Annotated in this window: 15 protein-coding genes; 5 read left to right on the top strand and 10 right to left on the bottom strand. The window is 73.5% G+C overall.

Annotation, left to right across the window (positions count from 1 at the left end):
- The first annotated feature begins 233 nt into the window (after positions 1-233).
- Together LPA41_RS11335 and LPA41_RS11330 are read left to right on the top strand one after the other, a co-directional pair.
- The gene (locus tag LPA41_RS11335) at positions 234-515 is read left to right on the top strand and encodes a hypothetical protein (RefSeq protein ID WP_229070064.1); all 282 of its coding nucleotides are present in this window, start codon (positions 234-236) and stop codon (positions 513-515) included.
- Positions 516-696: 181 nt separating this feature from the next.
- Complete coding sequence (locus LPA41_RS11330; protein WP_229070063.1) at positions 697-834, top strand: hypothetical protein; 138 nt, start codon at positions 697-699, stop codon at positions 832-834.
- Between the two features lie 22 nt (positions 835-856).
- Here the strand turns inward: LPA41_RS11330 and LPA41_RS11325 are convergent, their stop codons facing one another.
- Complete coding sequence (locus LPA41_RS11325; RefSeq protein WP_229070062.1) at positions 857-1,591, bottom strand: hypothetical protein; 735 nt, start codon at positions 1,589-1,591, stop codon at positions 857-859.
- A 124-nt stretch (positions 1,592-1,715) separates the two neighbouring features.
- On the opposite strand from LPA41_RS11325, the gene LPA41_RS11320 reads away from it, so the two are divergent.
- Both LPA41_RS11320 and LPA41_RS11315 read left to right on the top strand, forming a co-directional pair.
- The gene (locus tag LPA41_RS11320) at positions 1,716-2,957 is read left to right on the top strand and encodes an MFS transporter (RefSeq protein ID WP_229070061.1); all 1,242 of its coding nucleotides are present in this window, start codon (positions 1,716-1,718) and stop codon (positions 2,955-2,957) included.
- A 1-nt stretch (position 2,958) separates the two neighbouring features.
- On the top strand, positions 2,959-3,720 hold the full coding sequence (locus LPA41_RS11315) for a MerR family transcriptional regulator (protein WP_229070060.1): 762 nt from the start codon (positions 2,959-2,961) through the stop codon (positions 3,718-3,720).
- Here LPA41_RS11315 and LPA41_RS11310 read toward each other — a convergent pair.
- From LPA41_RS11310 to LPA41_RS11280, 7 genes are all read right to left on the bottom strand, one after another.
- Positions 3,690-3,839 (bottom strand): hypothetical protein, encoded by a 150-nt coding sequence (locus LPA41_RS11310; protein WP_229070059.1) that lies wholly within the window; start codon positions 3,837-3,839, stop codon positions 3,690-3,692. The two genes, LPA41_RS11315 and LPA41_RS11310, sit on opposite strands and share 31 nt — an antisense overlap.
- Before the next feature lie 203 nt (positions 3,840-4,042).
- Positions 4,043-5,086: an NAD(P)-dependent alcohol dehydrogenase gene (locus tag LPA41_RS11305; RefSeq protein ID WP_229070181.1), complete on the bottom strand. Its 1,044-nt coding sequence runs from the start codon at positions 5,084-5,086 to the stop codon at positions 4,043-4,045.
- A 95-nt stretch (positions 5,087-5,181) separates the two neighbouring features.
- Positions 5,182-6,252 (bottom strand): HAMP domain-containing sensor histidine kinase, encoded by a 1,071-nt coding sequence (locus LPA41_RS11300; RefSeq protein WP_229070058.1) that lies wholly within the window; start codon positions 6,250-6,252, stop codon positions 5,182-5,184.
- Positions 6,245-6,937, bottom strand: a complete 693-nt coding sequence (locus tag LPA41_RS11295) for a response regulator transcription factor (RefSeq protein ID WP_229070057.1) — start codon at positions 6,935-6,937, stop codon at positions 6,245-6,247. Before LPA41_RS11295 ends, LPA41_RS11300 begins: the two co-directional genes overlap by 8 nt.
- The gene (locus LPA41_RS11290; RefSeq protein WP_229070056.1) at positions 6,925-7,602 is read right to left on the bottom strand and encodes a VanZ family protein; all 678 of its coding nucleotides are present in this window, start codon (positions 7,600-7,602) and stop codon (positions 6,925-6,927) included. Before LPA41_RS11290 ends, LPA41_RS11295 begins: the two co-directional genes overlap by 13 nt.
- Positions 7,595-8,818 carry a serine hydrolase gene (locus tag LPA41_RS11285; RefSeq protein WP_229070055.1) on the bottom strand — a complete coding sequence of 408 codons (1,224 nt, stop codon included), beginning with the start codon at positions 8,816-8,818 and terminating at the stop codon, positions 7,595-7,597. The genes LPA41_RS11290 and LPA41_RS11285 overlap by 8 nt, the downstream gene beginning before the upstream one ends.
- Positions 8,819-8,923: 105 nt before the next feature.
- On the bottom strand, positions 8,924-9,910 hold the full coding sequence (locus tag LPA41_RS11280; RefSeq protein WP_229070054.1) for an NAD(P)-dependent alcohol dehydrogenase: 987 nt from the start codon (positions 9,908-9,910) through the stop codon (positions 8,924-8,926).
- A gap of 78 nt (positions 9,911-9,988) precedes the next feature.
- Between LPA41_RS11280 and LPA41_RS11275 the strand changes: the two genes are divergently transcribed.
- Positions 9,989-10,648, top strand: coding sequence for a TetR/AcrR family transcriptional regulator (locus tag LPA41_RS11275; RefSeq protein WP_229070053.1), 660 nt, complete (start codon positions 9,989-9,991; stop codon positions 10,646-10,648).
- Positions 10,649-10,666: 18 nt separating this feature from the next.
- Here the strand turns inward: LPA41_RS11275 and LPA41_RS42445 are convergent, their stop codons facing one another.
- A complete protein-coding gene (locus LPA41_RS42445; protein WP_308036541.1) occupies positions 10,667-11,587 on the bottom strand; it encodes a methyl-accepting chemotaxis protein in 921 nt (306 codons plus the stop codon).
- A complete protein-coding gene (locus LPA41_RS11265; RefSeq protein ID WP_229070052.1) occupies positions 11,584-12,126 on the bottom strand; it encodes a PAS domain-containing protein in 543 nt (180 codons plus the stop codon). Before LPA41_RS11265 ends, LPA41_RS42445 begins: the two co-directional genes overlap by 4 nt.
- Between the last annotated feature and the right edge of the window lie 51 nt (positions 12,127-12,177).

The following is a 12,177-nucleotide window of genomic DNA, read 5'->3' as shown; positions in this document are numbered from 1 at the left end:
TCGAACCCTCGGTGGCGGCTGATGCCGCCACCGGGAAAGCCTTGTCGCGCTGGGTCAGCGCCACCGTTCCGATGGACTCCGGCCGGGAGCGGCAGGACCGCGACGGGCTGAGCGGGGCGTACGCCGGTATCGGGTGCTCTTGTTCGCCCGGATCCCGGTGGTGTCGTCGACGGTAGACATTTGCCGGGATTGGCAGCAACGCGTTCTCTGCGGCGGTGCGCGACAATGCCGGGATGCAGGAGGACCGATCGCAGGGCTGGCAGCGACTGGCTATCCTGGCGCGGGAGCGCGGTGAACGTGCCCGGCAACGCGCCGCCGAGGTGCGCGACCGCGCGGCGCGGCTCAAGGCCGGTCGGCCGGTTTCGGCGCGGGCCCGCGCGGCCGAGGCGGAACGCGCGGTCCGGCACGCCGAGGACAGCCGGTTACGCGCCGCTGCCGCGCACCGGGCCGCCGCGGAGGCCCACGAGTTGGCCGGCCGGTCGCATGGCGATGCGGCGGTCCAGGGCCGGCGTTAGGCTGCCGCGCATCACCGGGCTGCCGAGCGTCACCGGGCCCAGGCCGCGCGGGTGGTCGCGCGGCAGGAGGCCGGCAAGGTGGCGGCAGAGGTGGCTCGGGCTGAGCCGCGCGCGGGACGAAAGCGCCGCCGCGACGGCTGAGGAGCAGCGGTTCGATCCGGCGTTCGACGAGGGCGGCGATGTGGCTCGTACCGTCTCCGGTGTCGCCCACATCGCCGCCGCGACCGCCGAGGGCGCAGCGACCACCCGCCAGGCCGCCTCGGACCTGACCCGCCTGGCCGGCAGCCTCACCACCATCGTGGCCGAGTTCCGCCACTGACCCGGGGAAAAGCGGGGCCGGTTCAGACGATCCGCTGGCGCCAGCCGCGCACCCGAGCCGGCACGGCCGCGCGGACCGCGGCCGGCAGGTGCGGGCGCACGTCGGCGACCTGCCGGGCCGCCTCCGCCGCCGTACGGCGCAGGCTGTCCCGGGCCTCGACGGCGAGCCGCTCGTCGTGCCGGGCCGCCTGCTCGGCGGTGACCGCCGTCCGGTACGCCCGGTGGCGGTACCCGGCGATCGCCCGCTGCACCGCGACCTCCTGGAGAACCGGGTGCAGCGCCGGATCCCAGCCGTCCCACCGGACGGCGTCGGCGGGCAGGTCACCCCGGCCGATCGCGGCCCGGAGCATCCGGTGCAGCGCCCGCTCCCGGTCGGCGAAGTCCGCCGGGGTGCGCGCGTCGTCCGGCGCGGTGAAGGCCTCGGCGCTGCGCAGCCGGTCGAGCCGCAGTTCGGCGTCCTGCCACGCCTGCCAGGCGTCCTCGGTGTGCTCCTCGGCCTGCCACCGGCACTCCTGCCAGCGGCGCGCCGCGTCGGTGGCCCGTTCCGCGGCCACCCGGACCTCGGCGGCCCAGCGCACGGTCTCCAGGGCCTGGTCGCGATCGCGGGACCGGTCGCGGCGGGCCCGGCGCACCGCACCGAGGGTCTGCACGGCGGCCAGTCGTGGGTCACGCAGCGCTCGCGGCTCGGCCAGGAGCAGCAGCGCCGGCAGGGTCAGCACCAGCAGGACCAGCGAGATCGCCACGGGTGCGACGTTCATGATCGATCAACCTCCTCCCGTTCGGTCGTCATCAACCGTGCCAGCCGGGGGGACGCCGCCGGTACCTCCGTGGCCGAGAACACAGCTTGACCCCGACGCGACGTCATGGTTTGGACTCGTCGGCGTGAGACTGACAGCCACCGCGTACCTCTGCTCCCATCTGTTGTCCCTGTTCGGCAACGCGATCGCCGCCGTCGCCCTGCCGCTGGTGCTGCTCCAGGTCACCGGCAGTGTGCTGAGCGCCGGGGCGCTGGCCGCCGCGACCGTCGTCCCGGCGGTGCTGGCCGGCCTGTTCGCCGGCGTGGTGATCGACCGGATCAACCGGCGTACCGCCTCGGTGGTGACCGACCTGATCTCCGCCGCCGCCGTCGCCGCGCTGCCGCTTGTCGATCGGGCGACGGGCCTCACGCTCGCCTGGTTCATCCTGTTCGGCGTGCTCGGCTCGCTCGGTGACGTGCCCGGGATGACCGCCCGGGAGGCGCTGCTGCCGGCGGTGGTCCGGCACAGCGGGATGGCGGCGGAACAGCTGGTCGGGCTCCGGGAGAGCGCTGGCGCGCTCGCCGTGCTGATCGGTCCCGCCCTGGCCGGCGCGCTCTTCCTGCTGCTGGACGGAACGGCCGTCCTGTGGGTCACCGCGGCCACCTCCGCGGCCGCGGCCCTGATCACCCTGCTCATCCCGCACGAGGTCGGCCGGATCGAGCGGGTCGCCGAGAAGCCCGGGCGCCCACGCCTGCTGGTCGGCCTGCACCACCTGTGGGCCAGCCCGTTCCTGCGGGTGACCACGGGTGTCAGCCTGGTGATGGTCGTCGTGCTGTCCGGACTGCAGAGCCTGGTGCTGCCGGTGCACTTCCTGGCGTCGGGGGACGAGGCGCAACTCGGTTTCGTGCTCAGCGCGCTGGCCTTCGGCAGCCTGGCCGGCGCCGGTGCGTACGCCGGGCTGGGTGCCCGCGGCTCCCGGCGAGCCGGGATGCTGATCTGTTTTGCCGGTACGGTGGGCGGGTTCGTCCTCGTCGCGCTGCTGCCGGCCACCTGGCTGCTGCTGGTGGGCGCCGGAGTGGTGGGTCTGTCGAGCGGGTGGCTGGGCGGTCTGATGGGTGTGCTGTCCCTGGAACGGGTGCCGGAGCACCTGCGTGGCCGGGTGCTGGGCAGCCAGAACGCGGTCCTGACGGCGGCGCCGGCGCTGGGCGTCGTGGCGGCCGCGGTGATCACCCATCGGACGGAGATCGGCGTGGCGGCGATCGGCCTGGCCGTGGTCTGGGCACTTGCCGCAGCGGTCGCGGCCCGGTCCCCCGCGCTGCGGTGCCTGGATCCGGCCACCGCGTCCGACCCGGCCACCGCTGCCGCGTCCGCTGGGAAGGAGGCCTGACATGCGCAGCCGGGAAGTCGCGGAGCTCGCCGGCGTCACCGTGCGCACCCTGCGGCACTACCACCGGCTCGGCATCCTCCCGGAGCCGCCGCGGAGTTCCAACGGCTACCGGGAGTACGACCTAGGCACGCTCGCCAGGCTGCTGCGGATCAAACGGCTCACCGGGCTCGGCATCCCGCTCGGCCGGGTCGCCGCGCTGCTCGACGACGGCGGCACGGCGGGCGCGGCCACCGGGGACGTGCTCGACGAGCTGGACCGCGAGCTGCGGGACCGGATCGACCGGCTCACCCGCCAGCGCGAGATCATCGCCGAGGTCCGGAGCCGGCAGGTGAGCGCGGACGTCCCGGCCGGCGCGGAGCGCTACCTGGCCCGGCTCGCGGCGAACGCGCCCGAGCTGCACGCCACCGAACGCGACCACGCCGTGCTGGTGCACCACCTGATCGGCGACACCGAGGTGGTCACCGAGCTGTACGCCCGGATGAGCGACCCCGGCCAGCTCGACGTCATGGCGCAGGTCGCCCGGCAGTTCGCGGCCCTGCACGACGGGAGCGGCGACGACGCGATCGAGCGGGCCGCGAGCGACCTGGCGGCGCTGCTCGCCCCGCTCGCCGCGACAGTCACCGCGGACACCGCGCCGGTCGTGCCGCTCGGCGTGGACTTCTGGACCGGCTCGCTGACCGGGCCGCAACGGGCGGTGATCCAGCGGCTCGGCGAACTTCTCGCCGCGGATCCTCAGTCCGGGGCCGCGGGCAAACCGAGCTGACCGGGGTTGGCGAACCGGGCGGCCGTCCGGTGGGAGATGCGGCCCACCGGCGGGACGATGCGCACCAGGCGGGCGCCGGGCGGCACCGGCGGGAAGGTGAGGCGTTCGAACTTCGGCATGTGGCGACAATCGGCGGGCCGGGCCGCCGCCTCAGGGTTCGGGCTCGTGACCAGTGCCATATTCGATGACCGCAGCATGCCCGCGGCCCTCGGGGAGATCCGGCTCCGAGGGCCCGTACGTGCAGCGGCTTGCCGCCACCGTCTTCGACCCGGCCCTCCTCCCGCCCGCCGGGTGAGCGGAGCGGCAGGAGGGCCGGACCGGCTCAGCGCAGCGTCTCGGCGTCGATCACGAAACGGTAGCGGACGTCGGACTTGAGTACCCGCTCGTACGCCTCGTTGACCTGGTCGGCGCTGATCAGCTCGACCTCGGGGGCGATGCCGCGCTCGGCGCAGAAGTCCAGCATCTCCTGGGTCTCGGCGATGCCGCCGATGCTGGAGCCGGCGAACGACCGGCGAGCGCCGAACAGGGCGAACACCGGCACCGGCAGCGGCTCCGGCGGCGCGCCGACGCTGACGAACGTGCCGTCGAGGCGCAGCAGGCGCAGGTACGAGGCCATGTCGATCTTGGCGCTCACCGTGTTGATGATCAGGTCGAAGCTGTTCTTCAGCGTCTCGAAGGTCGCCGGGTCACTCGTCGCGTGGTAGGCCGAGGCGCCGAACGCGAGCCCGTCGTCCTTCTTGCCCAGCGTCTGCGACAGCACGGTGACGTCGGCCCCCATCGCGGCCGCGATCTTGACGGCCATGTGGCCGAGACCGCCGAGACCGACGACGGCGACCTTCTTGCCCGGGCCGGCGTTCCAGTGCGACAGCGGCGAGTAGGTGGTGATCCCCGCGCAGAGCAGGGGCGCCGCCTTCTCGTACGGGATCGCCTCCGGCACCCGCAGCACGAAGTCCTCGTCGACCACGATGTGGGTGGAGTACCCGCCCTGCGTGACGGTGCCGTCCCGGTCGACCGCCGCGTAGGTGCCGGTGTTGCCCTTCAGGCAGTACTGCTCCTGCCCGGCCCGGCAGTTCTCGCACTCGCGGCACGAGTTGACCATGCAGCCGACGCCGACCCGGTCACCCACGGCGTACTTGCTGACCTCGCCGCCGACCTCGGCCACCACCCCGACGATCTCGTGGCCGACGGTGAGCGGGTAGGGCACGGTGCCCCACTCGCCACGGACGGTGTGGATGTCGGAGTGGCAGATGCCGGCGTAGCGGATCTCGATCAGAACATCGCGCGCCCCGACGTCGCGCCGCTCGATGGTGGTGCGCACGAGCGGCTCGGTGGCGGAGACGGCGGCGATGGCGTTGACAGTGCGAATGATGTCCTCCGATGGCGCGGTACTGACGTGCTCTTACCAGCTCACCACAACCGGGGCGGTCGTGGCACCGATGATCGGTGTACTGGTAGTACCACTCAACCAGGCAGCCGAACCGTGACGAGCAGCCCACCGGCCGGGCCGGGCGTCAGGTCCAGGGTGCCGTGGTGGGCGCGGACGATGCTGTGCACGATCGCCAGGCCCAGTCCGGCACCGGCGTGACCGTCCGTGCGTACCCGATCGGTGCCGCGCCGGAAGGGCTCGGTGAGGGTCGGCACCAGCTCCGCCGGCAGCGGGTCGCAGGTGTTCTCGACCCGCAGCACCCCGGCGCCGCCGTGCTCGCCGGTGTGCACCGTCACGCGGCCGCCGTCGAGGTTGTGCACGACGGCGTTCTGGATCAGGTTCGTCACCATCCGCAGCAGCAGTTCCGCGGAGCCGCCGGCCCGGGCCGGGCCGCCGGTGACGCCCAGTGTGATCCCGCGCCGCTCGGCCAGCGGAAGCAGCGTCTCGGCGGCCTCCTCGGCGAGCAGGGACAGGTCGACGCGGTCACGGGCGAACGTCCCCCGGCCGCTGCGGCTGAGCAGCAGCAGGGCCTCGGTGAGGTCGATCGCCCGCTGGTTGACGGCGTGCAGGCGCTCGATCAGCTCGCCCTGGTCGCGGGCCGGGTCCGTGCGGGCGACGTCGAGCAGGGTCCGGCTGACGGCCAGCGGGGTGCGCAACTCGTGCGAGGCGTTCGCGGCGAACCGCTGCTGCTCGGCGACGTGCGACTCGAGTTGTTCCAGCATCGCGTCGAACGCGTCGGAGAGCTCCCGGAACTCGTCGCGCCGGCCCGCCATCCGGATCCGGTGGGACAGCGAACCCGTACCGGCCCGGCGCGCGGCCTCGGTGATCCGGGTGAGGGGTCCGAGCATCCGGCCGGCCAGCAGCCAGCCCCCGACCAGGCCGAAAACGAGCAGGACGACCCCGGCCACGGCCGCGGCGGGGGCGAACATGTGCATCAGCAGCCAGCGGTTGGGCGAGATCCCGAGCAGGCCCTGCGAGTTGTCCGGCACGTAACGCAGCAGGAACATCTGGACCACGCCGAGCAGCAGGGCGAACGCGACCGCGAGGAAACCGGCGTAGCTGAGGGCGAGTTTGAGCCGGGCGCTGAGCCCGCGGCGTCTACGCATCCGGGCCGCCCGCGTCGCTGCCGGTGCCCGTGTCGATCCGGTAGCCGGCGCCCGGCACGGTCGCGATGATCCACGGTTCGCCGAGCCGTTTGCGCAGGGCGGAGACGGTGATGCGCACGGCGTTGGTGAACGGGTCGGCGTTCTCGTCCCACGCCCGGGCCAGCAGGTCCTCGGCACTGATCACCCCGCCACCGGCAGCGACCAGGACCTCCAGCACCGCGAACTGTTTGCGGGTGAGCGCGACCTGGCGCCCGTCGCGGTGCACCTCCCGGCGGAACGGGTCCAGCCGCAGGCCCGCGATCTCGTGGACCGGCGGCCGGGCGTAGGCGCGCCGGCGGTGCAGGGCCCGCAGCCGCAGGACGAGTTCCCGCAGGTCGAACGGCTTGGTGAGGTAGTCGTCGGCACCGAGCCCGAAGCCCGAGGCCTTGTCGTCGATCCGGTCCGCGGCGGTCAGCATCAGGATCGGGATCCGGCTGCCGGTGGCGACGATGTGCCGGGCGATCTCGTCCCCGGAGGGCCCGGGGATGTCGCGGTCGAGGACCGCGAGGTCGTACGCGTTGACGCCGAGAAGTTCCAGGGCGGTGTCCCCGTCGCCGGCGATGTCGGCGGCGATCGCCGCCAGCCGCAGGCCGTCCCGGACCGCCTCGGCCAGGTAGGGCTCGTCCTCCACGATCAGTACCCGCATGCCGGCAGCCTAGGATCCGCGGTCACCTCCGCCGGGCGCCGCCACCAGCGCCGGGACACCCACCCGGCCAGCATCGCCCCGGCGGCGTTGACCAGGACGTCGTCGACGGAGGACACCCGGTCCAGCCGCAGGACGTACTGCGCGACCTCGACCACGACGGCGCAGCCGGCACCGAGCGCCAGGATCCGCGGCAGCGACGCGCACGCCGCGAACCGCATCGGGGCGAAGAACCCCAGCGCCGCGAAGATCAGCAGGTTGCCGCCGATCCCGACCGGACCCATCGTGACCAGGTCGCGCAGTGGGACCAGGCTGACCCGGCCGGGCACGACGCCGGCGCCCGGTCCGGGCATCAGGGTCAGCCAGACGAACGGCACCGTCCCGTAGATCATGCCCACCTCGGCCAGCGACATCCGGAACACCCCGGAGCCATCCGTACGCCGCAGGCGCGCCAGCACCCACGCCGCCAGGACGGCGACCGGGAGGCTGGCGAGCGTCACGAGCAGCACGCCGTTCGCCGTGTCGTAGCAGCCGTGCCAGCGCCCGGCCAGGCACCGCGGGGCGGACATCAGCAGCGGACGCCGCAGGACGAACAGCACACCTGCCACACCGAGCAGGGCCAGGCCGAGGAGTACGGGCCGGCGCGTGCCCCCGGACGTCTCAGCCACCCGAGCCACCGCCGTCCGGGGCGGCCCCGGTGACGGCCAGCGTCTCCTGCGCCATCATCTCGACCAGCGGCTGGCCGTCGGTGTTGCCGAGGATCACTCCCACCCAGCCGGTCGACGGGTAGATGCTCCAGTTGGCGCAGACACCGGGGTTTCCGCCGGCCCGCTGGAAGACCCACTGGCCGCCGACGATGTCGAGCGAGATCCCGTACCCGGCGAACGACGCCGGGCCCTGCGGCGCCTTCGCCCCGGTGAGGACGTCGGCCCAGGGCCGGTCCAGCAGCGTGCCGTCGCGCAGTCCTTCGGCGAACCGCACGAGATCCGGTGCGGTGGCGAAACCGCCGTCGCCGGGCGCGTCGACGAACGCGCGACCGGGATTCTTGCCCCGCACGTGCTCCAGCGGGCTGCCCACGTCCAGGTGGCGGACCCCGTCGACCCGGCTGCCGTCGGCGAGCGTGAGGTACGGGTGCGCGAGATGCCGGTCGGTGAGCCACCGCGGCCGGATGAAGAAGCCCGACCCGGTCATGCCGCAGCGCCGGAAGATGTGCTCCTCGACGTGGTCCCAGTACGTCGTGCCGGTCACCGCCTCGACGATCAGCGCCGGGATGGTGACCTCGGGTTCGGCGTGGCCGCCGGTGGGCAGGCCGGGCACGCCGACCGGCCGCGCCTGCCGGGCCCGCTGCCGGTAGTACTCGTGCACCTCCCGCCGGCTGCCGAAGACCCGCGACACGTCCTCGGCGGGGGCGGCCAGCCCGGAGGTGCCGGAGAGCAGGTGGTGGATCGTCACCCGCTCGGCGATCTCCGGGGCGAAGCCGGTCAGGTGCTCGCCCACCGTGTCGGTCAGCCGTAGCCTGCCCTGCTGCGCCAGTCGCAGGACGGCCACCGCGTGGAACGGTTTGCCCGCGGAGCTGAGGGCGAACGCCGTTCCCTCCTGGTTGCGGATTCCCCGCTCGCGGTCGGCCAGGCCGTACGCACGGGACAGCACCGTCCGGCCCCGGTGTGCCAGCAGGACCACGCCGGAGAACGTCCCCTCGGCGGCGAGGCGCGCCACGTACCTGTCGTACGCCCCGCCGGGCCGGGTGTCCGGCGGGATCCGGTCGTGCCCGCCCGGAGCGGCGTGGCCGCTGCCGGCGCCGGCCAGCGGCGCACCGGCCGCCGCCAGCCCGCCCCAGGTGATCAGCCGTCGCCGGCCGATGCCGTGTGCGGATCTCGAGCCCATGGTCACGGTCCTCCCCGTCGTCGCGCAGTGGGTCCGGCACCCACCGTCGCGGAGTGGGTCCGGCATCCACCCAAGCCGACGGGATGTTGCGGCGGCGTATGCGTTTCACACCGTGACGACGAGTTTCCCGGACGCGTGCCCGGTCTCCAGGTGCCGGATCGCGTCCGCCGTCGCCGCCAGCGGCCAGGTCCGGGCGATCGCCGGGGTCAGCGTGCCGGCCGACACCATTCCGGCGAGGACGTCGAGAACCGCCCGGTCGGGGGCGGTCTCCAGCACCACGACCCGGCGGTCCCGGGCGAGCCGGGACGCCACCCGGCCACGGATCACCAGGCCCATCGGGCCGAGGAGGCTGCCGCCCTCGTACACCCCGCCGCCGCTGAGGATCAGTGTCCCGCCCGGGTTCAGCACGCCGCGGCACTCCCCCAGCGACCGGTTGCCCACCAGGTCGAGCACCACGTCGTACCGCTGACCGCCGGCGGTGAAGTCGGCGCGGGTGTAGTCGATCACGTGATCGGCGCCGAGCGAGCGGACCAGGTCCGCGTTCCGGCCGCTGCACACCGCGGTCACCTCGGCGCCGAGCCGACCGGCCAGTTGCACGGCGAACGTGCCCACCCCACCCGACGCCCCGTTGATCAGGATCCGGCGGCCGGGACCGGCCCGCCCGACGTCCCGGACCCCGCGCAGGGCGGTGAGCCCGGCCAGGGGCACCGCCGCCGCCTGCTCGAACGTGACGTCCGGCGGCTTGACGGCGAGCAGGTTCTCGGCGACGGCGGCGTACTCGGCGAACGCGCCCTCGGCCGCTCCGGCGTCGCCGAACACCTCGTCACCGGGCCGGAACCGGGTCACCGCCGGGCCGACCTCCTCGACCACTCCGGCCAGGTCACGGCCCCGGACGCGGTTGCGGGGCCGGGTCAGCCCGAAGGCGAGCCGGGACACGGCCGGGTCGCCGCGCACAACGTGCCAGTCCCACGCGTTCAGAGCCGCCGCACGCACCCGCACGAGCACCCGGTCACCGTCCACGGCCGGGCGGGGCACGTCGTCGTAGGACAGGACGTCCGGTCCGCCGTACCGGTTCTGCACGATCGCCTTCATCGCAACCTCCTCTGGTGTACGCCGTACACCAGCGTGAGGTGTACGGCGTACACCTGTCAAGGGCGATAATGTTCGACCGTGACAAACCGCCCGCCCCTGAGCCGCGACCGGGTCCTGCGCGCCGCGATCGAGCTGGCCGACAGCACCGGCATCGAATCGCTGAGCATGCGCCGGCTCGCGCAGGAGCTGGATGTGGTCCCGATGGCCCTCTACAAGCACGTGGCCAACAAGGACGAACTGCTCGACGGCATGCTCGACACCGTGGTCGGCGCGATCGAGGCACCCGGCCACGACACCGACTGGAAGACGGCGGTCCGCCGGCGGATCCTGTCCGCCCGGCAGACCATGCTGCGGCACCGGTGGGCGTCCCGGGCGATCGAAACCCGTCAGGCGCCCACGCCGGCCGTCCTGGCGTACCTCGACTCGGTGATCGGCATGTTCCGCCGCGGCGGCCTCTCCGTCGACCTCACCCACCACGTCATGCACGCGCTCGGCAGCCGGGTGCTCGGCTTCACGCAGGAGCTCTACACCACCGGCCCGCAGGCCGGGCCGCCACCACCCGAACTGGCCCTGGCGTTCCCGCACGTGGCCGAGGTCGCGGCGGCCGCCGCCCACGAGAACGGGTCGGTCGTCGGGTCCGGCTGCGACGACCAGTTCGAGTTCGAGTTCGCCCTCGACCTCATGCTGGACGGCTTCGAACGCCTCCACGAGCAGCGGTGGACGCCCGGCAGGTCATGACCACCGGGCCGTCGCCCGTCACGACTCGCGGGCCGTCGCCACGAATCGGTTGACCTCGCCGCGCAGCACCTCGGCCAGCTGGGCCAGTCCGGTGCCGGCACCCGGTCCACCGTCCACGGCGTTCGCGATGCCGTCCACCAGGCCGCTCATCTCCCGGATGCTGGCGGTCACCTCCTCGAGCACGCGTACCGCGTCGCCGGCCGCATGCTGCACCGTGTTGACCTGCGCCAGAATCTCCTCGCTGGACGCGCTCGTCTCCGTCGCGAGAGTCTTCACCTCGCCCGCGACCACGCTGAAGCCGCGCCCCGCCTCACCGGCCCGGGCCGCCTCGATCGTCGCGTTCAACGCCAGTAACCGGGTCTGCGCCGCCACCGCGTTGATCAGGTCGACGGCTCGGCGGATCTGGTCCGACGAGGTGCGCAACGACGTGACAGTGGTCAGCCCCCGCTCGGCGCTGCCCACCGCCTCGCGGGCGAAGTCGGCCAGCCCGTTCGCCGTCGAACCCATCTCGGTGGCGGCCGTCGCCACCTGCTCGGACACGGTGAGCACCGCCGACTCCAGCTCGTCGGCGAGGGCGAGGCGGGCGTGCGCGGCCTGCTCGACCCGGGCCGCCGACCGGGCCATCTCCGCGCTGGACTGGGAGATCTGCGCGGCGGCGCTGCGGTACGCCCCGCGCAGCCCCCGGGTGAGGAACTGCCGGTGGAACCGGCCCTCGGCGGCCGCGGCCAGCGCGGCGCCGGACTCACGGATGAACGCGTCGGTGATGTCGAGCAGGTTGTTCACCGCGTCCCGGGCCCGGTCGGCGTTCGGCCTCTCCCCGATCGCCGGGACCCGCTGCTCGAAGTCACCGGCCGCCGCCGCCTCGCAGACCTGGGCGATCAGCTCCAGCGGGTCCGCGCCGGGACCGGCCGGCGGAACGCCGCCACCGCGCCGGATCACGAGGCACCCGCGTTCGTGAGTTCCCAGACGAACTGGTCGTACGTCTGCCCGCGTCCCGACAACGTCGACTGGAGCATCTCCCAGCCCGCGTCCAGGGCCGCCCGCGGGTTGTCGTACCGGCGCTCCTCGGCCCGCAGCCGGCCGTAGAGTTCCTGCGCCGCGGCGACCGCGGCCCGGTCCGGTTTGCGCCGGCTGGAGTGGTAGCCGACCACCTGCCCGCGCTCGTCGAACGACGGCGTCACATGGGCCAGCACCCAGTAGTGCGCGCCGTCGGAGGCGAGGTTGACCACGTACGCGAACAGCTCCTGCCGATCCTTGAGGCTGTCCCACAGCAGCTTGAACACCGACCGCGGCATCTCCGGGTGCCGGATCAGACTGTGCGGCCGGCCGATCGCCTCGGCCTCGGTGAGCGCGGACAGGCGCAGGAACACCTTGTTGGCGTACGTCAGCACGCCCTTGGTGTCCGTCTTGGTAACGATGATCTCGTCCTCACCGAACGTCCGCTCCACCCCGGTCGGGACAACGTGAGTCGCTCGCATAACGACATGATCCCGGCCGGTCCTGGTCAACACCTCTTTAACCGACAAATA

The sequence above is a fragment of the Actinoplanes sp. DH11 genome, assembly GCF_020873875.1.
Taxonomy (GTDB): Bacteria; Actinomycetota; Actinomycetes; order Mycobacteriales; family Micromonosporaceae; genus Actinoplanes.
The sequence above is the reverse complement of the archived record's forward strand: the minus strand, read 5'-3'. Positions and strand labels throughout refer to the sequence as shown.

What these genes read in the sequence shown, in the direction of transcription:
- LPA41_RS11310 (WP_229070059.1), bottom strand. Translation starts at nt 3,839, where the DNA reads ATGCCGAAGTTCGAACGCCTCACCTTCCCGCCGGTGCCGCCCGGCGCC.
- LPA41_RS11335 (WP_229070064.1), top strand. Translation starts at nt 234, where the DNA reads ATGCAGGAGGACCGATCGCAGGGCTGGCAGCGACTGGCTATCCTGGCG.
- LPA41_RS11295 (WP_229070057.1), bottom strand. Translation starts at nt 6,937, where the DNA reads ATGCGGGTACTGATCGTGGAGGACGAGCCCTACCTGGCCGAGGCGGTC.
- LPA41_RS11265 (WP_229070052.1), bottom strand. Translation starts at nt 12,126, where the DNA reads ATGCGAGCGACTCACGTTGTCCCGACCGGGGTGGAGCGGACGTTCGGT.
- LPA41_RS11280 (WP_229070054.1), bottom strand. Translation starts at nt 9,910, where the DNA reads ATGAAGGCGATCGTGCAGAACCGGTACGGCGGACCGGACGTCCTGTCC.
- LPA41_RS11325 (WP_229070062.1), bottom strand. Translation starts at nt 1,591, where the DNA reads ATGAACGTCGCACCCGTGGCGATCTCGCTGGTCCTGCTGGTGCTGACC.
- LPA41_RS11285 (WP_229070055.1), bottom strand. Translation starts at nt 8,818, where the DNA reads ATGGGCTCGAGATCCGCACACGGCATCGGCCGGCGACGGCTGATCACC.
- LPA41_RS11315 (WP_229070060.1), top strand. Translation starts at nt 2,959, where the DNA reads ATGCGCAGCCGGGAAGTCGCGGAGCTCGCCGGCGTCACCGTGCGCACC.
- LPA41_RS11300 (WP_229070058.1), bottom strand. Translation starts at nt 6,252, where the DNA reads ATGCGTAGACGCCGCGGGCTCAGCGCCCGGCTCAAACTCGCCCTCAGC.